The organism is Flavobacterium ginsengiterrae, from assembly GCF_039539785.1.
In the GTDB taxonomy this organism is placed as follows: Bacteria; Bacteroidota; Bacteroidia; order Flavobacteriales; family Flavobacteriaceae; genus Flavobacterium; species Flavobacterium ginsengiterrae.
Map to the genome: position 1 here is coordinate 535,144 of NZ_BAABDU010000003.1, position 20,971 is coordinate 556,114.

At 33.2% G+C, this 20,971-nt stretch carries 21 protein-coding genes; 8 read left to right on the top strand and 13 right to left on the bottom strand.

Annotation, left to right across the window (positions count from 1 at the left end; genetic code table 11):
* Positions 1-49: 49 nt before the first annotated feature.
* Positions 50-2,113: a M13 family metallopeptidase gene (locus ABD859_RS05200; protein WP_345141226.1), complete on the bottom strand. Its 2,064-nt coding sequence runs from the start codon at positions 2,111-2,113 to the stop codon at positions 50-52.
* A 206-nt stretch (positions 2,114-2,319) separates the two neighbouring features.
* On the opposite strand from ABD859_RS05200, the gene ABD859_RS05205 reads away from it, so the two are divergent.
* The 4 genes from ABD859_RS05205 (at position 2,320) to ABD859_RS05220 (ending at position 5,557) form a co-directional block, all read left to right on the top strand.
* Positions 2,320-2,985 (top strand): SCO family protein, encoded by a 666-nt coding sequence (locus tag ABD859_RS05205; RefSeq protein WP_345141229.1) that lies wholly within the window; start codon positions 2,320-2,322, stop codon positions 2,983-2,985.
* A 104-nt stretch (positions 2,986-3,089) separates the two neighbouring features.
* Positions 3,090-3,329, top strand: a complete 240-nt coding sequence (locus ABD859_RS05210) for a FeoA family protein (RefSeq protein WP_012023048.1) — start codon at positions 3,090-3,092, stop codon at positions 3,327-3,329.
* Positions 3,329-5,428: a ferrous iron transport protein B gene (gene feoB / locus ABD859_RS05215; RefSeq protein WP_345141236.1), complete on the top strand. Its 2,100-nt coding sequence runs from the start codon at positions 3,329-3,331 to the stop codon at positions 5,426-5,428. Before ABD859_RS05210 ends, feoB begins: the two co-directional genes overlap by 1 nt.
* Before the next feature lie 6 nt (positions 5,429-5,434).
* The gene (locus ABD859_RS05220) at positions 5,435-5,557 is read left to right on the top strand and encodes a FeoB-associated Cys-rich membrane protein (RefSeq protein ID WP_425554230.1); all 123 of its coding nucleotides are present in this window, start codon (positions 5,435-5,437) and stop codon (positions 5,555-5,557) included.
* Positions 5,558-5,958: 401 nt separating this feature from the next.
* Here the strand turns inward: ABD859_RS05220 and ABD859_RS05225 are convergent, their stop codons facing one another.
* The 3 genes from ABD859_RS05225 to ABD859_RS05235 all read right to left on the bottom strand — a co-directional run bounded on the left by ABD859_RS05225 (position 5,959) and on the right by ABD859_RS05235 (position 8,605).
* On the bottom strand, positions 5,959-6,612 hold the full coding sequence (locus tag ABD859_RS05225; protein WP_345141238.1) for an HD domain-containing protein: 654 nt from the start codon (positions 6,610-6,612) through the stop codon (positions 5,959-5,961).
* 208 nt (positions 6,613-6,820) lie between these two features.
* Entirely contained in the window at positions 6,821-7,813 is a 993-nt protein-coding gene (locus ABD859_RS05230) for an acyl-ACP desaturase (protein ID WP_012023054.1), read from the bottom strand.
* A gap of 45 nt (positions 7,814-7,858) precedes the next feature.
* Positions 7,859-8,605 carry a lysophospholipid acyltransferase family protein gene (locus ABD859_RS05235; protein ID WP_345141243.1) on the bottom strand — a complete coding sequence of 249 codons (747 nt, stop codon included), beginning with the start codon at positions 8,603-8,605 and terminating at the stop codon, positions 7,859-7,861.
* A gap of 126 nt (positions 8,606-8,731) precedes the next feature.
* On the opposite strand from ABD859_RS05235, the gene rnpA reads away from it, so the two are divergent.
* The 4 genes from rnpA to ABD859_RS05255 all read left to right on the top strand — a co-directional run bounded on the left by rnpA (position 8,732) and on the right by ABD859_RS05255 (position 12,474).
* Entirely contained in the window at positions 8,732-9,130 is a 399-nt protein-coding gene (gene rnpA, locus ABD859_RS05240; protein ID WP_345141246.1) for a ribonuclease P protein component, read from the top strand.
* Between the two features lie 77 nt (positions 9,131-9,207).
* Positions 9,208-10,032 carry a DUF4349 domain-containing protein gene (locus ABD859_RS05245; RefSeq protein WP_345141248.1) on the top strand — a complete coding sequence of 275 codons (825 nt, stop codon included), beginning with the start codon at positions 9,208-9,210 and terminating at the stop codon, positions 10,030-10,032.
* Positions 10,029-11,666 carry a S41 family peptidase gene (locus ABD859_RS05250; protein ID WP_345141251.1) on the top strand — a complete coding sequence of 546 codons (1,638 nt, stop codon included), beginning with the start codon at positions 10,029-10,031 and terminating at the stop codon, positions 11,664-11,666. Before ABD859_RS05245 ends, ABD859_RS05250 begins: the two co-directional genes overlap by 4 nt.
* 4 nt (positions 11,667-11,670) lie before the next feature.
* Positions 11,671-12,474: an OmpA family protein gene (locus tag ABD859_RS05255; protein WP_345141254.1), complete on the top strand. Its 804-nt coding sequence runs from the start codon at positions 11,671-11,673 to the stop codon at positions 12,472-12,474.
* Positions 12,475-12,673: 199 nt separating this feature from the next.
* Here ABD859_RS05255 and ABD859_RS05260 read toward each other — a convergent pair whose 3' ends face one another.
* The 9 genes from ABD859_RS05260 to ABD859_RS05300 form a co-directional block, all read right to left on the bottom strand.
* Positions 12,674-13,120, bottom strand: coding sequence for a GNAT family N-acetyltransferase (locus ABD859_RS05260; RefSeq protein ID WP_345141257.1), 447 nt, complete (start codon positions 13,118-13,120; stop codon positions 12,674-12,676).
* Between the two features lie 68 nt (positions 13,121-13,188).
* Positions 13,189-13,794, bottom strand: coding sequence for a DUF6915 family protein (locus tag ABD859_RS05265; protein ID WP_345141260.1), 606 nt, complete (start codon positions 13,792-13,794; stop codon positions 13,189-13,191).
* A 2-nt stretch (positions 13,795-13,796) separates the two neighbouring features.
* Positions 13,797-14,219, bottom strand: coding sequence for a hypothetical protein (locus ABD859_RS05270; RefSeq protein WP_345141263.1), 423 nt, complete (start codon positions 14,217-14,219; stop codon positions 13,797-13,799).
* Between the two features lie 22 nt (positions 14,220-14,241).
* Positions 14,242-14,667, bottom strand: a complete 426-nt coding sequence (locus ABD859_RS05275) for a protein kinase family protein (RefSeq protein ID WP_345141266.1) — start codon at positions 14,665-14,667, stop codon at positions 14,242-14,244.
* A 201-nt stretch (positions 14,668-14,868) separates the two neighbouring features.
* Entirely contained in the window at positions 14,869-15,513 is a 645-nt protein-coding gene (locus ABD859_RS05280; RefSeq protein WP_345141269.1) for a DUF1579 domain-containing protein, read from the bottom strand.
* A gap of 105 nt (positions 15,514-15,618) precedes the next feature.
* Positions 15,619-16,587, bottom strand: a complete 969-nt coding sequence (locus ABD859_RS05285) for a DUF4837 family protein (RefSeq protein WP_345141271.1) — start codon at positions 16,585-16,587, stop codon at positions 15,619-15,621.
* Positions 16,588-16,635: 48 nt separating this feature from the next.
* Positions 16,636-18,468: a lytic transglycosylase gene (locus ABD859_RS05290; RefSeq protein WP_345141274.1), complete on the bottom strand. Its 1,833-nt coding sequence runs from the start codon at positions 18,466-18,468 to the stop codon at positions 16,636-16,638.
* 110 nt (positions 18,469-18,578) lie between these two features.
* The gene (locus ABD859_RS05295) at positions 18,579-19,766 is read right to left on the bottom strand and encodes a phosphoglycerate kinase (protein ID WP_345141277.1); all 1,188 of its coding nucleotides are present in this window, start codon (positions 19,764-19,766) and stop codon (positions 18,579-18,581) included.
* Between the two features lie 216 nt (positions 19,767-19,982).
* Positions 19,983-20,957 (bottom strand): PorP/SprF family type IX secretion system membrane protein, encoded by a 975-nt coding sequence (locus tag ABD859_RS05300; protein WP_345141280.1) that lies wholly within the window; start codon positions 20,955-20,957, stop codon positions 19,983-19,985.
* Positions 20,958-20,971: the final 14 nt, after the last annotated feature.

Below are 20,971 nucleotides of genomic sequence, written 5' to 3' on the forward strand. Positions count from 1 at the left end.
AAAAAAGGCGCTTTTATCAAGCGCCTTTTTTAGTATTATAATTTATTGATTACCAGATTTTAACTCGTTTATCTGGTTCCACATACATTTTGTCTCCTTTTTTAATTCCGAAAGCATTGTAAAAAGCATCAACATTCTGAATTGGAACAACTGCTCTGTACATTCCCGGTGAGTGCGGATCTGTTTTTACCTGACTCTTAATGGCTTCATCTCTGGATTTTGTTCTCCAAACCGTAGCCCAGGAAATAAAGAATCGCTGCTCTGGAGTAAATCCGTCAATTAAGCCCGGATTTCCGTTTTCTTTTAAATATAACTGAAGTCCGTCATAAGCAGCGTTAATTCCGCCTAAATCTCCAATGTTTTCTCCTAAAGTAAATTTACCATCAACAAAAATTCCCGGTAATGGTTCAAGAGCGCTGTATTGAGCAGCAAGTTCACCGCCAAGTGCAGTAAATTGTTTTAAATCATCTGCTGTCCACCAGTCAACCAGATTTCCATCAGCATTATATCTTGCACCCGAATCATCAAAACCATGAGAAATTTCATGTCCAATTACAGCGCCAATTCCACCGTAATTTACAGCTTCATCTGCCTGGTAATTGTAAAACGGCGGCTGTAAAATAGCAGCAGGAAATACAATTTCGTTATATGATGGATTAAAGTAAGCATTTACAGTCTGTGGAGACATTCCCCACTCTGTTTTATCAACTGGTTTCCCTAATTTATCTAAACTTTGAGCATAAGACCATTTTGATATGTTTTTCATATTATCAAAATAAGTTCCGCCTTCGTTTACATTTTTAAGAACTAAAGCTGAGTAATCTTTCCATTTATCAGGATATCCTATTTTAACGGTTAGTTTTTTTAATTTCTCAATTGCTTTTGTCTTTGTTTCTGCAGACATCCAAGGCAATGCATTAATTCTGTTTTCATAAGCCAGCATTACATTAGAAATCATTTTCTTTGCTTTTTCTTTAGCTTCGGCCGGAAATAATTTCTCAACATACAGTTTTCCAAGTGCTTCACCTGTTGCTCCGTTAATAACTTGCAGCGCTACTTCTTGACGCGGACGTTGTTTTAAAGCTCCTGTTAATGTTTTTCCGTAGAAATCAAAATTAGCATTTTCAATTTCTGTGCTTAAAGTTGATGCCGTACGGTTTAATAATGACCATTTTAAATATTCTTTCCAGGCTTCAACTTTTTTCTCTGTAAATATTTTTTCCAAAGCGGTCATGTAACGCGGCTGTGCAACATTTACAGTGTCTAACTTTGTCATTCCAATTCCTGTGAAATATTTTTCCCACTGAATTGACGGTGTATTCTTTTTTAAATCAGCAATCGCAGTTGGATTGTATTGTTTTCTGCGGTCTCTTCTTTCAACACGATCCAGTCTTGGCGCAGACATTTCGATTTCAAGAGCCAAAATTTGTTTAGCGCTTTCTTTTGCTTTTGCTGGAGATTCGCCAATATATTGTAACATTCTGGCAACGTGAACTTCATACTTTTCACGTTTTTCTTTAGAATCTTTATCATCAGAATTGTAATAATCCTTATCAGATAATCCTAAACCTCCCACATTTAATGTTACTGAGTTTTTGTTACTGTTTTTAGCATCGGCACCTACATAAACTCCAAAGAATCCAAGACTGCTGCCCTGAGATTGCGACTCTGTTAGGAAGTTTTGTAAATCGGCTACGTTTTTAATCGCATCAATTTTTTTTAATGTCGGCTGAAGCGGTTTTACGCCTTGCTTGTTTCTTCCAACAGTATCTAAAATGGTGTTGAATAAAGCAATGGCTTTACCCTGATCTGTATTTGATTTGTACTTTGGATCTTTTGAAGCCTCTTTTAAAATAGCCAATGCGTTGTCGTCTGTTTTCTGACGCAATTCATTAAAACTTCCCCAAGAAGTTCTGTCGCTTGGAATTTCTGTCTGATCAAGCCAGGTTCCGTTTACATACTTAAAAAAATCCTCCGTAGGGCTGATTTTCGTATTCATATACGAAACATTAATGCCGGGTTCTTTTTCTTGTTTACTTTGTGCATTTACTGCTGCAAGTGAAAACATTACATAAAAGGCACAAAACAAAGGTTTACTTAGTTGTTTTTTCATTAATATATAGATTTTGAGTGTAAATACAAACATATTGTTAATATTTGAAACTCTATGTTAAAATTATGGCAATAATAATAAGTATATCTCCTTGAATTATTTATCGAGATTGAGACTCATATTTTCTAAACTTCCACATTGTTAAAAAGCGTTATAATTGTGCCTTTTAAAATGGCGTTTTCGTATTTTTGCGCCAAATTATTTTTATGAAATCGCTTCTTTACAAATACCGCAAATTCTTCATTGTATTAATTGTATTTTCTGTAGTCACTATATCTTTATTTTACTCGGCATTAAAACCTCAAAAAACACTTCCTATTTACAATCCCTCAGATGTAAATCCGGAATTGGTAGATAGTACCATTCAGTACAAAAGTAAATATCATACCATTTCAGATTTTAAGTTTGTAAACCAAAACGGCGATACGATTACTCAAAAAGATTATGACGGCAAAATTTATGTTGCTGATTTCTTCTTTACAACCTGCGGTTCTATCTGCCCAAAAATGTCAACGAATCTGGCCGATGTTCAAAAAGCGGTTTTAAATAACCCAAAAGTAAAACTGCTTTCTCATACTGTTTTTCCCGAAGTCGACAGTGTTTCGGTTTTAAAAGCGTATGCTGTAAAATATGGCGTGGTTGACAGCAAGTGGAATTTGGTTACGGGCGACAAAAAAGAGATTTACACTATGGCCAGAAAATCATACCTGGCGGTAAAACTTGGAAGACCGGATCAGCTTTATGATATGGTGCATACTGAGAATTTTGTTTTGGTAGATCAAAAAAGACGTGTTCGCGGTTTTTATGACGGAACCAAAAAAGAAGAAATTCAACGCCTGTTAGAAGACATCGAATTCTTATCAAAAGAGTAAAATCCCTTATTTTTAGAAAGATTTAGCATTTTGAAAAGCGAATATTGCTTTAAAATAAATAATTATTGCCTATTTTTGCAATCTAAACTCAATCTAAATAAGCTTTGCAGAATACAATCCATACCCTGAAAAAAGGCGATAAAGCCATTATCAAAGATTTTGATATCGATTTAATTCCTTTAAAATTATTAGAAATGGGTTGTCTGCCTGGCAGCTTAGTCGAACTGCTTCAAATTGCTCCTTTTGGAGATCCTCTATATTTAGACATAAATGGTTCGCATGTTGCTATTCGTGTTGAAACTGCTCGTGAAATTGAAGTTGAACTTATCCAAAACAATTTATAATGAGCATTCAGAATATCAATGTTGCCCTTATTGGAAACCCAAACACAGGAAAAACTTCTGTTTTTAATCAGTTAACCGGTTTAAACCAACAAGTTGGAAATTATCCCGGAATTACAGTAGAGAAAAAAATCGGTTTTTGTAAATTACCTCATAACGTTAAGGCTAATATTCTGGACTTACCCGGAACATACAGCTTAAACGCAAGTTCGATGGACGAAAGTGTGGTTATTGAACTTTTGCTGAATAAAAACGACAAATTATATCCGGATGTTGCTGTTGTAGTAACTGATGTTGAAAATCTAAAAAGAAATTTACTGATTTACACTCAGATAAAAGACCTTGAAATTCCAACGATTCTAGTTATTAATATGTCTGATCGTATGGAAAGAAAAGGAATTACCCTTGATATTCCGTATCTGGAAGAAAAACTAAAAACTAAAATTGCTTTAGTAAGTTCGCGCAAAGGTTTAGGAATTGAAGAATTAAAAGAGCTGATTGTTTCTTATAAAAATATAACGCACGAACCTTGCTTAAATGCTTCTGTAATTGATCCTGAATATTTTGAAAAATTACAGCACGCATTTCCAAATCAGTTAATGTACAAGTTGTGGCTGGTTATTACGCAGGATGTTAACTTTTCAAATCTGGACCGAAACGAAGTTCGAAGCACTTTTACTAAATCACATTCAGAATTAAAACGCTTACAGCAAAAAGAAACCATAAAAAGATATCAGTTTATAAATGATGTTTTAAAAGAAGGTTTAAAAGTTAATACGGAAGCTGCTACTGATTTTAGAGCAAAACTAGACCGCATATTAACCCACAAATTTTGGGGTTACGCTATTTTCTTAGGAATCTTATTTGTTATTTTCCAGTCCATTTTCAGCTGGTCAACAATTCCTATGGATTTCATTGACAGTACTTTTGCTTCTTTAAGCAGCTGGACAGCAGAACAGCTTCCTAGCGGTATTTTAACCGATTTGCTTTCGCAGGGAATTATTCCGGGAATTGGCGGTGTTATTATTTTTATTCCGCAGATTGCTTTCTTGTTTTTGTTTATTTCCCTTTTAGAAGAAAGCGGTTATATGAGTCGTGTTGTTTTTTTAATGGACAAAATTATGCGCAAGTTTGGTCTTTCCGGAAAAAGCGTCGTGCCTTTAATTTCAGGAACTGCCTGTGCAATTCCGGCGATTATGGCAACACGAAATATTGAAAACTGGAAAGAACGTTTAATCACCATTTTAGTAACTCCGTTTACAACTTGTTCTGCCAGATTACCGGTTTATGCAATTATGATTTCGCTGGTAATTCCTAATAAACGCGTTCTTGGATTTTTAAATCTGCAGGGATTATCATTAATGCTGTTGTACTTGTTAGGATTTTTAGCGGCCATAATCTCTGCTTATATTCTAAATAAAGTTTTAAAATTAAATTCAAAATCGTATTTCGTAGTCGAAATGCCAAGTTATAAATTACCGCTTTTGAAGAATGTTGGAATCAATGTTGTTGAAAAAACCAAAGCTTTTGTTTTAGGCGCAGGTAAAATCATATTAGCAATATCGGTTATTTTATGGTTTTTGGCTTCTTTCGGACCCGGAAAAGAATTTAACGACGCAGAGACTATCGTAAAAGAAAGATTTGCAAATACGCCTTTAGATGAAACTCAGTTTGAAAATGAAGTCGCTTCTCAAAAAATAGAGAATTCATATATTGGAATTATGGGTAAAACTATTGAGCCTGTAATTTCTCCTTTGGGTTACGACTGGAAAATAGGAATTGCCATTATCAGTTCGTTTGCTGCACGTGAAGTTTTGGTTGGAACATTGGCCACAATTTACAGTGTTGGAGACAGCGATAATGAATCGACCATTAAAAGCAGAATGCAGAAAGAAGTAAATCCAGAAACGGGTGAAAAGATCTTTAACTTTGCGACTGGTATTTCGTTATTACTATTTTACGCCTTTGCAATGCAGTGTGCCAGTACATTAGCCATTACAAAAAAAGAAACCAATTCATGGAAATGGCCTGTTATGCAGCTTGTTTTTATGAGTGGTCTGGCTTACATTTCGGCGCTTATAGCTTACCAATTTTTAAAGTAAAAGATCATGATACAAGAAATTATTGCCTTTGCCATACTACTAGTTGCGGTTGGTTTTTTGGTTAGAAAGTTCTTCTGGAAATCTAAAAAGAAAAAAGACTGTGGAGACGGAAACTGCGGATGTTCATAGATCCTTTTTAAGTTACTAAGTTTGTGAGATTCTAAGACTCTAAGTTTTTAAATATTTATTAAAAAGCTTCAAAGGAATTTGAAATTCCTTTGAAGCTTTTTAAATTTTAATCGAATGAAATTTGTCTTTTTTTGCTGCTTTAAAAACGTTTACTTCCTCTTTATCAATTATAAAGACAGTATTTTTGATAAATTTAAATCCGCAAAAAAATGTCAGAAGAAGATAGAATGGAAATCGTAAGAGATAACAGAGTAGCAAGATTATTATGGTTTACATTAGGTTTTTTATGTGCTGTAATTATTAATTACTTTATGACGCATAAATAGATTTCTCGATATTCCAAAAGTGAGACAGTCAAAGTTCCTATTCTTGTTCAAAAGAAAACTGAGACTGAAAACTCCTTATTTCACCCCTTCCCATTCAGCATAAAACTGAGCAAGAAATAATTCCATGAAACGATGTCTTTCGGCAGCGATTTCTTTTCCTTTTTCAGTATTCATTTTGTCTTTTAAAAGCAGCAGTTTTTCATAAAAATGATTAATTGTTGGAGCGTTGTTCTTTTTATACTCCTCTTTTGTCATATTTGTTATTGGAGCAATTTCGGGATTGTAAAGCGTTCTGTTTTTAAATCCTCCATAATTAAAAGCTCTGGCAACTCCAATGGCACCAATAGCATCTAAGCGATCAGCATCCTGAACAATATCTAATTCTACAGACGTAAACTTTTTTTCGAAATTTCCGCCTTTATACGAGATGTTTTCGATAATATTTACCACATGCTGAATAGTGTCTTCTGAAACATTTTCTGATTCTAAAAACAAACGCGCTGTTTTTGGCCCAATGGTTTCATCGCCGTTATGAAATTTGCTGTCGGCTATATCATGAAGTAATGCTCCTAGCTGGACAACAGTAAGATCGCAGTTTGTATCGTTTGCGATTAAAAGTGCATTTTTATAAACACGTTCTATATGAAACCAGTCATGTCCGCCTTCTGCATCGTTTAATTTTTCTTTTACAAAAGCGATTGTTTTATTTATTAGTTCAGGATTATTCATAAATGCATTTGGTTTGTGGTGAAATGACACGTTGATTTAAAGCATCAAAATGATTTACGCCGAAGTTTTTATAGTTTAAATAAAAAATGTTGATTGCTAAAGCTTTAAAACTCTAACAATCAACAATATTTTCAATATCAATTTTCAATTGCAATATCAAACATCAATTACAATATCGATCTAAAATCTACTTTCTGAAATCAAAAATCTACAATCTAGCCGGTTCAACCCATTTAAAGATATGTGACTCTTGTGGAATTACAATTCTCTCAGAAATTTTAGCCATACGAGCCGGTAATTTCATTAAGTAATCACGTGCTTTCTCTGCTTCGTCAGTTAAATTTGAAATTTTATCAATTTCCCATTTATTGATTAATTTCTGCATAATTTCAACATAATCAGTAGCTGTATAAACCCCAATACGTTGTGCAGAATCAGAAAACTGTTCAAAAGCAGAACTGATTTTTTGACCAGATTCTCTCAGGAAGTGAGCCGGCATAACGATTTTCTGCTTCATCATATACTGAAAAGCAAGCATCATTTCGCTAGGGTCAACCTGAAAAATTCTAGTTACAAATTCGCTGTAAGCATGGTGATGACGCATTTCATCACCCGCAATCATTTTACACATTTTAGACAGCTTATTATCTCCAAATTTCTTTGCGATCTGCGATACGCGGTTGTGAGAAACATAAGTTGCTAATTCCTGAAAACTGGTGTATACAAAGTTTTTGTACGGATCAGTTCCAGTTCCAATATCAAAACCGTCGTTAATTAAATGCTGTGTTGTCATTTCAATTTCACGCATATTAACACGACCAGACAAATACAAATATTTATTTAAAAGATCACCGTGACGGTTTTCTTCTCCGGTCCATTGTCTAATCCATTTAGACCATCCATTACCACCGTTCTCTACTTGATCTACTCCTTCTACATCCATTAACCAGGACTCATATGTTGGCAAAGCTTCTTCGGTAATAGTATCACCTACAAGCGTTACCCAGAAATCGTATGGTAATTCTTTAGCAATTTCGCGTAGTTCCTTTACCTCCTCAAAGAAGTTTTCTCCTTCAGAATTAGGTAGGAAATCAGACGGCTGCCAAATTTTTTCCACCGGAATTAAATATTGTTCAACGAAGCTGTCAACGTTTTTTTCCAAAAACTGCATCACTTCTAATCGAATGTTTTTTATAGACATTATTTATTTTAAATTTGGGTTTTTATTTTTAGCTCGGACTAAAACTTAAACCTGTTTATACTCGTTTACTCCTTCTTTTACTGTTTTTTCAGTAATTTCCATTAATTCTTCAAACTTATAATCTTTTACGGCTAATGCTTTATGAGCTGTAAAAGTAAGATGGTCTCCTAAACCAACAGGAAACATTCCGTAACGGACCATTTTCCATGAATTGTTAATACTAACTGGAACAACATACGCCGAAGGCGCATATTTACATAAGATTTTTAAACCACTCTGGGCAAATTCTTTTGGTTTACCAGTTTTACTGCGGGTTCCTTCCGGAAAAATTACTGCAGATCTGGTGTTTTTTTCTATATATTCAGACAAGCCTTTGATTACCGGAATCGCTTGTTTAGGGTCTTTACGGTCAATTAAAACAGAACCTCCGTGACGTAAATTAAACGACACACTCGGAATTCCGCTTCCTAACTCCTTCTTACTTACAAATTTACAATGAAAACGTCTAAAGTACCAAATCATTGCCACGATATCGTACATACTTTGGTGATTGGCAACAAAAATAATAGGAACACCGGTTGGAATTGAATCTACTCCTGTAACTTTATAAGTTGTTCCAACAAGGTTGGTACATCTTAAAAGACAGAAGTTTAAATAATCAACACTTTTTTTGTGTGCCTGATATCCAAAAAGATTAAGGCAAATCCACTGTATAGGGTGAAAAACCGCCAAACAAAATCCAAAACATAAATAATAAATTACCGAAATTGGATATGAAATTATCTTTTGCATGCTAGAAAAAATTTATCGCCAAAAGTAGTAAATATATTTTTAGCGGTATAAAAATTGAAAACAATAACCGTTTTTATGGTTTAATTGTACCTTTGTTCTTTAAATTGCAAATTTTTTCTGAATTAAATGAACTTCACATACCCTAAAAATGAACGCTTAAAGAGCAAAACCACGATTGGATTACTATTTTCTGAAGGAAAATCGGTTTCAAAATATCCGCTTCGTCTGGTTTACCGTCAAGCGGAAGAAAACTTTCAGGGGAATACAAAAGTGGGAGTTTCGGTTTCGAAGAAATATTTTAAAAAGGCTGTTGACCGCAATTATTTTAAAAGAGTTCTGAGAGAAACGTACAGACTTAACAAACACCTGCTTTTGGATAATCTGGAAAAGCCTTATTCTTTCATGCTTTTTTACCAGACAAAAGACAGATTATCTTATGATGAAATCCATACCAAAACGATTCAGTTGTTTGAGAAATTTGTACTGCAGATGAACAATTCTAAAGATTCTGAAAAAGAGAGCTAAGCTCTAACTCTCAAAAGATAAGTAAATTAATCAGATTAGATAAAAAAATCGTAGTTTTAGCTTTAAATTGAAATTTTATGCGACATATTTTCTTTTTATCTGTATTTTTTTTGATTTTGTCCGGATGCAGTAAATCTAATAAGACACAGGATGAGTCAATGATGGTTTCTGCTGTAGCATTACCTCCAAAAACAAAATCTGATTCTTATGATAAAAACCTGAATCAGTCTGCACCAAAAATTGAACAAAAAATCATTAAAGAAGCCACTTTAAGATTTGAAACAGATGATTTAGAAAATACCTTCAATCAAATTCAAAAAGCTGTTGCTACTGGCAAAGCAAGAATTATCAACGATTCTGAAGGAAAAGATTATGGAACTGTTTTTAGAAACCTTACCGTAAAAGTACCAAGCGAGAATTTTGACCGTTTTATAAATGATATTTCAAAAGGTGTATCGTATTTTGAAATTAAAAATATATCGGCACAAGATGTCACAGAACAATTTATAGATTTAACTTCAAGATTAAATACAAAGAAAAAACTCGAAGAACGTTATCTTCAAATTTTACAAAAAGCAACTAAAGTAAGTGAGATTTTAGAAATTGAAAAACAAATTTCGGTTATTCGCGAAGAAATAGAAGCTAAAGAAGGCCAGTTAAAATATTTACAAAGCCGTGTTTCTGAAAGCACCGTTACCATAGAGTTTTACAAAACAATCGCCGAAAAAGAAGGTGTAAAAATTTCATACGGTTCAAAAATCTGGACAGCAGTAAAATCAGGATTCTTTAGTTTATCTGATTTCTTAATTTCGCTTATAAGCATTTGGCCGTTTATTATTATATTTTGTGTATTAGCCTATTTTATTAGAAAAAGATTTAAAAGAAAAAAACAACAATCATGAATCGTTATTTCAAAAAGAAATTCATTATACCAGCTGTTGCAGCAGGGTTTTTATTTGTGGGAACCAGTTTCAAAGAAGACTTTTTTGAGATTGCGAAACAAATCGAAATCTTCACGACATTATTTAAAGCAGTAAATACCAATTATGTAGACGATACAAATCCGGGCGATTTAATGGACAAAGCCATTAAAAGCATGCTTGGAAGTTTAGATCCATATACAGTTTACTTTAACGAACAAGATGTTGTAAATTTTAAAATTAACAATACGGGAGAATACACGGGAATTGGCGCTATGATTGCCAGAAAAAAAGACCGATTAATTGTTCGCGAACCATATAAAAATTATCCCGCAGACAAAGCCGGACTTAAAGCAGGTGACGAAATTATTCAAATTGGCGATGTTTTAATTGCTGATTTTAAAGATGATGCATCGCAATTATTAAAAGGAACCAAAAACACAAAAATTTCCGTGAAGTATCTTCGTCAGGGAAAAACTTTTACTACGGAATTGGTTTTGGATGAAGTTGATATTAAATCGGTTCCATTTTACGGAAAAATTGACGATAAAACAGGTTATATCGTTTTGGCGCATTTTAGCAGAAAGGCTTCCGCCGAAGTTAAAGATGCTCTTGAAAAACTAAAAGCCGGCGGCGCTACGCAGATTGTATTGGATTTAAGAGGAAATCCGGGCGGACTTTTAAACGAGGCTATTGATATTTGTAATTTGTTTGTTCCTAAAAATGAAGTAATTGTAACTACAAAATCAAGAATTGAAAAACACAATAATACTTATAAAACGACAAAAGAACCAATTGATACTCAGATTCCACTTGCTATTTTAGTTAACGGAAGAAGTGCATCGGCATCTGAAATTGTATCGGGAGCTTTACAAGATTTAGACCGTGCAGTGGTTTTAGGCAGCCGCAGTTTTGGTAAAGGTTTAGTACAACGTTCTGTAGATCTTACTTACGGAACTCAATTAAAAGTAACTATTTCTCGTTATTACACTCCATCAGGCCGTTGTATTCAGGCTTTGGATTATGCTCATAAAGACAAAAACGGTGTTGCCCAAAAAACAGATGCTAAGAATTTCAACGCATTTAAAACTCGCAAAGGAAGAACGGTTTATGACGGCGGCGGTGTTTTACCAGATATTGAACTTGAAGAAGCTAAAATGAGCCCAATTACAACCGCTCTGTTGAAAAATGACGGCATTTTTGATTATGCAACATCTTATTATTACAAAAACCCAAATTTGGGCGAAAAAATACCTGTTGTTACAGATGCTGATTATGCTGCCTTTAAACAATATCTAAAGGCAAATAAAATCAGTTTTGATACTGAAACAGAAGTTGCCCTGAAAAATACTTTGGCTGCAGCCAAAAATGAAAAAATAGACGAGACCATTGCTCCGGAATATCAACAATTATTAGCCGCATTAGAAAAAAGCGAAAACACTTTATTAGACAAAAACCAAAAAGAGATTCGAGGTCTAATTCAGGAAGAGCTTATTAAGAGATATCAATACCAGGAAGGTTTGTATCAATTTTATATTAAGAACAATTCAGAAATTAAGAGAGCAGTAAACGTATTAAATAATCAAACTGAATATAAAACGATTTTAAAAATGTAGAAAAATGAAACTTTCCCGGGTCCTTTTTTTGTTTATTATTTACAATTTAGCGGCGCAGCAAAAAACAATCGAAACGATATATTTTGATTTCGACAAGTATGATCTTACTGAATCACAGGCTAAAATTGTAAATAAATTTATAAAAACAATAGACACGGCAAAAGTCGAATCGATACAAATTTATGGTTACTGCGATGACCGCGGCACAGACGATTACAATTTTAGATTGTCGCATGACCGCGTAAACACAATACAAAGCTTATTGCTTTCTTCTGGTTTTAAAGAAAGTAAAATTGTAATACTCGAAGGAAAAGGCCGTGTTGTTGTTCGGCCGGACACGGTTGAAAATCTTTATGAAACACGCTTAAGAAACCGACGCGTTGATTTGATTGTTGTTAAACGCAATAGTTTTGGAAAAGATATTTATTCTTCTTTTAAAGATAAATTAAAAGTTGGCGACAAAATATGTCTTGAAAGTATTCTGTTTGATATGGGAAGTGCCAGGTTAACTCACACCTCAAAAAAGGAACTTGATAAAGTTGCACTAACTCTTCAAAAACAAAGAAATATTCAATTTGAAATACGTGGTCATGTTTGCTGCACACCAGAAATTTACAGCGACGGAATTGATAAAGACACTAAAGAAAGAAGACTTTCCTGGAATAGGGCCAAAACTGTTTTTAATTATTTAAGCTCTAAAAAAGTATCAAAAAACAGAATGCGTTATCAAGGTTGTGGCAACAGATTTCCTTTAAAAAAAGGTGATAATTTCGATCGGCGGGTTGAATTTTTAATCACTAAAATTTAAACTTTTCTATAAAAAACAAAATCAAAAAAAATCACTTCATATAAATAATTACTTTAGAAAATAGTTATTACTTGGTTGTTTATAAGGCATTTATTTACTTATAAATTTGTGTTTAAAAAACACTGAAAACGACTTAATGCAACATTGTTTCTTTTTGTTTTTGTATAAGAATTAAAATAAATTCATGTCTTTTTCAAAATTATCCGCGCATCATTTCAATGTGAGGAATATCATCTTCTAAATACATTTCACTAGTTTGAACAAATCCATGGCTTTCGTAAAATTTCTTTAAATACAATTGTGCTCCAATTGTTATTTTATCCTGATTAAAATTTGATTTTACTCCTGCAATAGCTTCACGCATTAATTCATGCCCCCACTTTTTATCCCGATAATTTTGGTCTACAGTTACTCTTCCTATTGAAGCATTATCAAAACTAATTCCTGCATCAAATAAACGCGAATAAGCCACTATTTTGCCGTTATATTCTCCAATTAGATGTAATGCGCTTTTGTCTTTGCCATCAAGATCTAAATAAACACAGTTTTGCTCGACTACAAAGATTTCACTTCTCAATTTAAGCAAATCATATAGCTCATTTACATTTAATGCCTCAAAAGGCTTTATTTTCCATTTTAGTTCCATTCTTTAAAAACAATAGTTTAGAAAAGCAAAAATAGTTCAATTGTCGACAATAAATTCTGAGAATACAATCACCCTACAATTTTTCCCAAAGTCATTTTACAACTTTCGGGATAAGAACTCCCATTGTCCATCCAGAGTTTAAACTTCATATTATTGAATAAATCTGAAGGAGTTATGCCAAAATTTTTTATTTCAACTTTTCGGTTTAAAACTCTTGGCACAATTTCATTAATAAACCATGAGTTGTGTGTTATTAAAAGCGATTTTGATAAGCCTGTAACACTTAATGGCGATAGAAGGAGCTCCATAAGTTCTTTATCGTTTTGATATTCTTTGGCAAATTCCCGAAAATCTAAATCTGAAACAATATCATCTTCTATAGAATTTACAAAATCAGATAAATTGGGTATAAATCTATTTTGATAGTCCGGCAGGATATGATCCTGTTCGCACATGTCTTTTACATTTACTGCTTTTCCATCGCTGTTTATAATAGTATGCCCGTAAACAGGAACGACAACTCTTCTGATTCCCCACATGGTATGCAGGATTCTGTGCCTGTTATCGCTGCAGAGTTCTTTGGTACTATCCATGAAATCGTGAATTGGGAGATAATCTTCGATAACCCCGCCGCGTTTTCTAACTGATATTTGTGAATGTATAACTGCGTTCATTTTTAAAAATGGATTTGATCGTAATCATCAAAATCTTTAGGGTCTTCATCGTCTTCATATTCCATTATGTAATGAAAAGTAAGATTTAGAATTTCCATGAATTTTTCAGCTTGCTGTTCCGAAATGTTTTCCGGAAAGTTAAAATATTCATTTTCCTCAATTTCTATGTTAAACTCTGAAAGATAATATTCTTTTAAGTCTGCATAGATCTGCTTGTCATTATCAGAATCAATATAAAATTGTTTAACATCTGAGCCGGACAATTTTTGAACTGAAATTATATCCTGCTTTGCTTTTTCCGTTTTTGCTTCTTCTATAGTGTTGAATGTACTCAGCACACTACCTGTAACCTCTTCCTGAGGCAGTACAATTAATGAATCATCTGTAAAAAAGAAACTTACTTTGTGAATTACGTATTTTGCCATTTCTTATAAAAAAACTAATCTTTTAAAATTCTCCTAAATCCATTTCTTCTAAATTAAAATCATTAGGATCAAGATGGGCGTCGTCATTGTATTCAACAACATCATGAAATGTTAGATTTAAAATATCTAAAAATCTTTCTGCGTTATCTGATGAAATACTTTCAGGAAATTCAAAAAAATAATCATCTTGAATATCAATATTATACTCTGATTTATAAAATTTCTTTAATCTTTCTAAAATCTCATCAAAGTCTTCATTATGAAAGAAGAAATCTACTGCATTTTCTCCGCCTAATCTTTGTATCGAAATAATATCCTGTTTTCTTTTTTCAATTTTGGCTTCTTCCAAACTGCTAAAAATCCCAGCAATACTTCCTTTAGCATCTACTGGTTCAAATGATTCATCAGTATAAAAAAATCCTCTTTTGTGAACTACAAATTTTGCCATTTCTAATTTTTTTGCAAATGTAAGTTTTTATTTACTTAATTTATTATATTTAACAAATTAACCCAAAATAAAATCCCGGCTGTAAAATAACCGGGATTATTATCCTGCAAAGTTTTGAAAACCATGCAAATCAAAAAATATCTTCATAGTCTTTCATTGAGAAATACCAACAAGGTATTGAAAACCCTGCTAGAATAGATATTATTTTTTCTTCATGATAATTTCCATGCTTTTGTATTCTTCTCCATTTTTTACGTCAAACATTTCCATTTTTCGTGTTTTGTTATCTACAATTGTATAAAGTTCTCGATAAGGTGTTTTCTTTCCGTTTAAAGGATTAACCATATCACCTTTTAGTTCCATGCTTTTTGTTTTTTCATCGTATTTTCCCATGGCAATCATCATTCCGGTTCCCATGTTGTCGATAAAAGTTGTAGTGTATTCTTTGCTGGCATTATTGTATGCCAGAGTGCTTTTTCCTTCAAACGGCTGTCCCATCATGGTGCCTTTATAATTTGCTTCCTGATAGCGTCCGCCTAAAATCATTTTAATTTCTGCAGTAGAAGTTGCTTTTTCGGCTTTTCCATTTGGTTCAGACCAAAAAGTCATATCGCAATTCCATGTTCCAACTTCGTCTGCCATTAACTTATGCGGAGCTCCCGGCGTTGCATATGCCTGCCACGCTTTCATTTGTGCAGCCGAATCTAAAACTGGTTCTGCAGCTGTTTCTTCTGTCTTTACAGTATTTGTATCTTTTGCTGTAATGGTTTCTTCTGTTTTTATTTCTTTTTTACAAGAAACAAAACACATGACAAGTATTACTAATGTTGTGGTTAATTTTTTCATAAGTATTTGTTTTTATGTTTGTTATAAAAACAAAAGTAAGAAATATATTAACCTGAAATTTGTTTTGGGTTTAAGTTTCAGCTTTGGGCGGTATTCAAATGGATATTATCGTTTGTCGATTTTTACTGATTTTATAATCGCTTCCAGATCAAACATCAAATCGCGTTCCTGATTGGAAGGTGAATAACAAAATCCTTCTATTACCAAAATTCTATTGTAAACTGGGTCTATAATAGCATAATTAATAAAAGGTCCTGCCATGAAATCGTTTTTAAGTTCCCAGGTTCCTTTGGTTTCAAAAGCATCTTTTCCATCCAGGTTAACCGCTGATAAATAGGGAGCATAAGCTTCGCCGGTAATCATTGGAGTATTTGGTTCTCGGCCTTTAATATAACGACCTATAGAATCTCTCATTTTTATGATATTTCCAACTACATTTCCTTTTGTTTTGAAATTATGCAACGGGATTTGGTATATCAATAAACTAGTATTGCCGCTAATGATATCTTTTTTGAGCCAGATAAAATTCTTTTTGTGCAGCACATATTCATATCCTGTTGGAATCTGGATATCGATGTGGAATTTGTTTTTTATAACAGCTGGATTTAAAAGTGATTTGCTGTTATCTTGTTGGATTTTTTCGATTTCAGCATCTCGGATCATTTTGATAATTTGAGCTGAATTTAGTTCGATACTGCAGATAATATCGTCTATTGATTTTCCGTAAATACGAAAAGTATTGTGAGGAAGTTCGGTACTGTGTGTAATTTCGAATTTTTCGCTGGCCGTTTTTTTAACTATAATAATACTGCGACTGTCGGTTACAAAACCTTCCAGAAGTTTGGCCGGATATTGATTTATAGTAAAAAGGGGTTCTTCCTGGGTTAAACCCAAAACTGGAGAGGCAAATTTATTTCGAATTGTGTCACCAACTTCTCCATACCATAATTGATCGTCGATAATTATAGATATAGTATTTGCTTTTCCGGAAACTGGCTGCGATTGTTTATCTGATTTTAAACAAGAAAGAAGCAGAAACGGAAGTATTAGAAATAAAAAATGGGTTTTATTCATTTTTTTGATTTAATGAAATAAAACCCAAATTTAAATAAGATTTTTTTATTATCCGTTTATTTTAAGTTTCATTCCCGGTTTAATATCTTCATCTTTAATATCATTCCATTTTTTAATATCTGAAATAGTTACTCCAGGATATTTTTTAGAAATGCTGTATAAAGAATCACCTTTTTTAACGTAATAATCTTCGCTGACACTTTTTGCTGAAGGCGCTTTCTTCTTGAAAGCGTCTATAGAATTTGAAGCAATTGCTGTTGAAACAGGTTCTTCGATTTCTGTAACTATTTTAGAAACTACTAAAGTCTTTCCTAAACCAATGTTGTTTGATGCAAGATTATTTAACTCTTTTAACTCCGCAATAGTCGTACCGAATTTTTTAGCAATGCTTCCTAAATTGTCTCCGGCTGCTACAGTGTACTCTACAGTTTGAATTGAAACTTTATCTTTTTCATCTGCAGATGCAATAGCTTCTTCTGTATTTTTCTCGATTACAGGTATAGATTTAGGCTCTTTTACCACTTTTGCAGAAGCATCTATATCTGATTTAATTTTTAAAGTTCTTCCTAAAGCAATTGCATTAGATTTAAGATTATTCCATTTTTTTAAATCGGAAATATTTACGTTGTACTTGTCTGCAATTGCGCCTAAGTTATCGCCTTTTCTAACTTTGTAAAACTGAATGTCTTTTGAAGTTTCAACAGCTTCTCTAACTGGTTTTGTTTTTGGGGCAATTTTAGCCGCTAAGCGAGTTGGAATTGTTTTAATAGTTGATTCGTGCTGTACATAAGCATAAATTTTATCTTCATTTGAAACAAAAGCTGCTATTTTATCTTTTGGTAAACGAAGGAAATTTTGTTCACCATGATACGCAGGCACGACATTTAATTTATAAGATGGATTTAAAAGCTGTAACTGCGATTGAGGCATATCTAGCAAATCTGCAATTTGCTTAAATGTCATTTGGTTTTTAATTGCAACCGTATCTGTCTCGAAGTTTTTTATTACAGCTCTTTCAGGGTTAATTCCGTGTTCTTTATGGTATTCAAAAAGATACATTGTCGCATAAAATGCAGGAACGTATCCTTGTGTTTCTTTTGGAAGATTGTTACGAATATCCCAGTAACCTGTTTTTCCGCCAGAACGACGAATAGCTTTTGTTACGTTTCCTGGTCCTGAATTGTAAGATGCTAAAACTAATTCCCAGTCATTAAAAACATTGAACATTCTGGTCATGTAATCTGAACATGCAATTGTAGCTTTAAGAGGGTCGCTTCTTTCATCTATATAAGAATCGATTTTTAAAGCGTATTGTTTTCCGGTTCCGTACATAAACTGCCAAAGTCCCGTAGCACCCATTTTAGAAACTGCTTTAGGATTTAAAGCAGATTCTACAACGGCTAAATATTTTATTTCCAACGGAATTTTTTCTTTGGCGAAAGTTTCCTCGAATATTGGAAAGTAGTATTCTGATAAAGCCATTAATCGAGAAAACGATTTTTTACGATTCTTAAGAAATGACTTTATTACATTTTCTAATCCTTGATTGTATTCTATCTCGAAAGGAGATTTAGCATTCATAGCTGCCAAACGTTGTTTTAATAGTTCGGTTGGCAATTCTTCATCTACCGTTACGTCCTTATTAATGGTTTGAATATCTTTTGTCAGATCATCGTAGATATCTAAACTTACTAACTCATTCATCCAAAGACTGTCGACTCTTGATGCCAGATCATCTTTTTTGAATGTGCTTTTAATAGAATCTAAATAGGACAACTTTACTTCGGGCTTTATTTCTTTAGAATGCTCTACAGTTTCCTGTGCGAACATCGACATTGAAAATAAAGCGGTAACCACTAAGGAGATTTTCTTTACAATCATATAACATTTTTTTAAAATTCTATAATTCAAACAATTACAGAGCTTGTATTTTTGCAAACTTAAAAAGTTTAAAGCTTAAAAATACGCAAAAAAATGTTAATTGTGATATTTTAGTCTAAAATTGCAGCAATTCCAGGTAAAACTTTTCCTTCTAACATTTCCAGCATAGCCCCGCCGCCAGTAGATACATAGCTCATTTTGTCTTCAAAACCGAACTGTTTTACTGCTGCAACAGAATCACCTCCTCCTACTAGAGAAAATGCACCATTTTTAGTTGCTTCTGCAATAAAATCACCTAAAGCGATTGTTCCTTTTGAGAAAGTTTCCATTTCAAAAACTCCTAATGGACCATTCCAAAGAATAGTTTTTGACTCTAAAATTACTTTTTTGAAGTTTTCCAGAGATTTTGGACCTGCGTCAAGACCTTGCCATCCGTCAGGAATTGCAGTTACATCTACGATTTGTGTATTTGCTGTATTTGAGAAATCGTCTGCAGCTACTACATCAACCGGAATATGTACCTGAACATTTTTTTCTTTTGCTAATCTTAAAATTTCAAGTGCTAAATCAAGTTTGTCATCTTCACAAATTGACTCTCCAATTTTTCCGCCTTGTGCTTTAATGAACGTAAAAGTCATTCCACCGCCAATAATCATGTGGTCTACTTTGTCTAATATGTTCTCAATAACAGTAATTTTTGAAGAAACTTTAGATCCTCCTAAAACCGCAGTTACTGGTTTCTCGCTATTTTTAAGTACTTTGTTTAAGCTGTCAATTTCTTTTGCTAATAATGTTCCAAAACATTTGTCGTTTGGAAAAAACTGTGCAATAATTGTTGTTGAAGCGTGTGCTCTGTGTGCTGTTCCAAATGCATCGTTTACATAGATATCTCCAAGTGATGCTAATTCTTTTGCAAAAGCAACATCTCCAGCTTCTTCTTCAGCATGAAAACGTAAATTTTCAAGTAATAAAACTTCTCCTGGTTTTAAATCTTTAGCTGCAGTTTGTGCTGGTTCTCCAACGCAGTTTTCAGCAAACTTTACCTGAACGCCTAAAATTTCAGAAGCTGTTTTTAAAATATGTTTTAATGAATATTTTTCTTCAGCACCTTTTGGTCTGCCTAAATGTGACATTAAAATTACACTTCCTCCCTGAGCTAAAATAGCATCAATAGTTGGTTTTGCAGCTTCAATACGTGTTGTATCAGTTACATTAAAATTCTCGTCTAACGGCACATTAAAATCAACACGGATAATTGCCTTTTTATTTTTAAAATCGAAATCGTTTAAAGTTTTCATTTGATAATTTTTTAGTTTTTTTGAAAGAAAAACAAATATAGAACATTTCGGCTTGTGTTAAATTCGAAAAAAACGAAAAATAGTGCGTGATTACAACGAAAACGATGTAAACGCTGAAAAAAAACAAAAATTTAGGAAATAAAGAAAAAAATCGATCTTCTATAAAACATTAAAACTTACTGTATTGAATTTACAGTAAGTTTTAAGTTATAGTTTTTAATCGTGTACAGGACTCTGTGTACAAGGACAGTTACTAATCGACTGTAAGAAATCAAATCCAATCGTGACAACATGTGTACCCGTATTGTAATTTCCTAAATCGTTAAACATAATTTGATATGAGTATCCAAAATAGAATTTAGATTTCATAAAACCTGCCATTGGTCCAACAGATAGTGGTTTTGGAAACTGGTCGTTTAAGAAACGATAAGAAACTCCAATCCAATAATAATCTTCGTAACGATTGTATCTTCTGTATTTGAAGTTGAAATCGGTTGTTGAACGTTTATCACTGGCAAAATATTGGTAATAGATAGATGGTTCGTATTCGATACGTCTGTTTTCAGCATCTTTAAAAATCATCCCTGTATAAACCTGATAGTTTGAAAGCAGATCTGGCTCTACACCTCGGTATTTATTGGTATTTTTCTTTAATACGTTATTTGCGTTGAAACTAATGTAGAAATTTTTGTTTCGATACAAGGCACTAATATCAAAGTTGTTATTTGTTGTATAACGGTTATCTGTTACAGAAGGATCCAAAATTGGGTGTTCGATTGTGTTGTTAAACTCATCGATATCAATTCTGAACGTATTGAAGTTATACGAAAGACCAAAAGACAAATACTGTTGTGAATAATAATCTAAGATAAGGTGGTGTGCAAAAGATACTTTGGCACCCGTTTGTCTAGTATATCCGTTTTTATCATTGTACATAGAAATACCAACTCCTGAACGATCCAGAATTCTAAAATCGGCATAAAGAGACTGGTTTTGAGGCGCATCTTTAATTCCGACCCATTGTGTTAATCCATTGGCTCTTATTCGAAGGTTATCTCCAATACCTGCATAAGCAGGAGAAAGTACAAAAGGGTTATCAGCTAAATACTGCGTAAACACCGGTAGGTTTAACTCTTGGCTGTAACTTGTTGTTACAGCCATGAGTACTAAGGATAAAATAAACTTTTTCATTGTAATAAATTTTT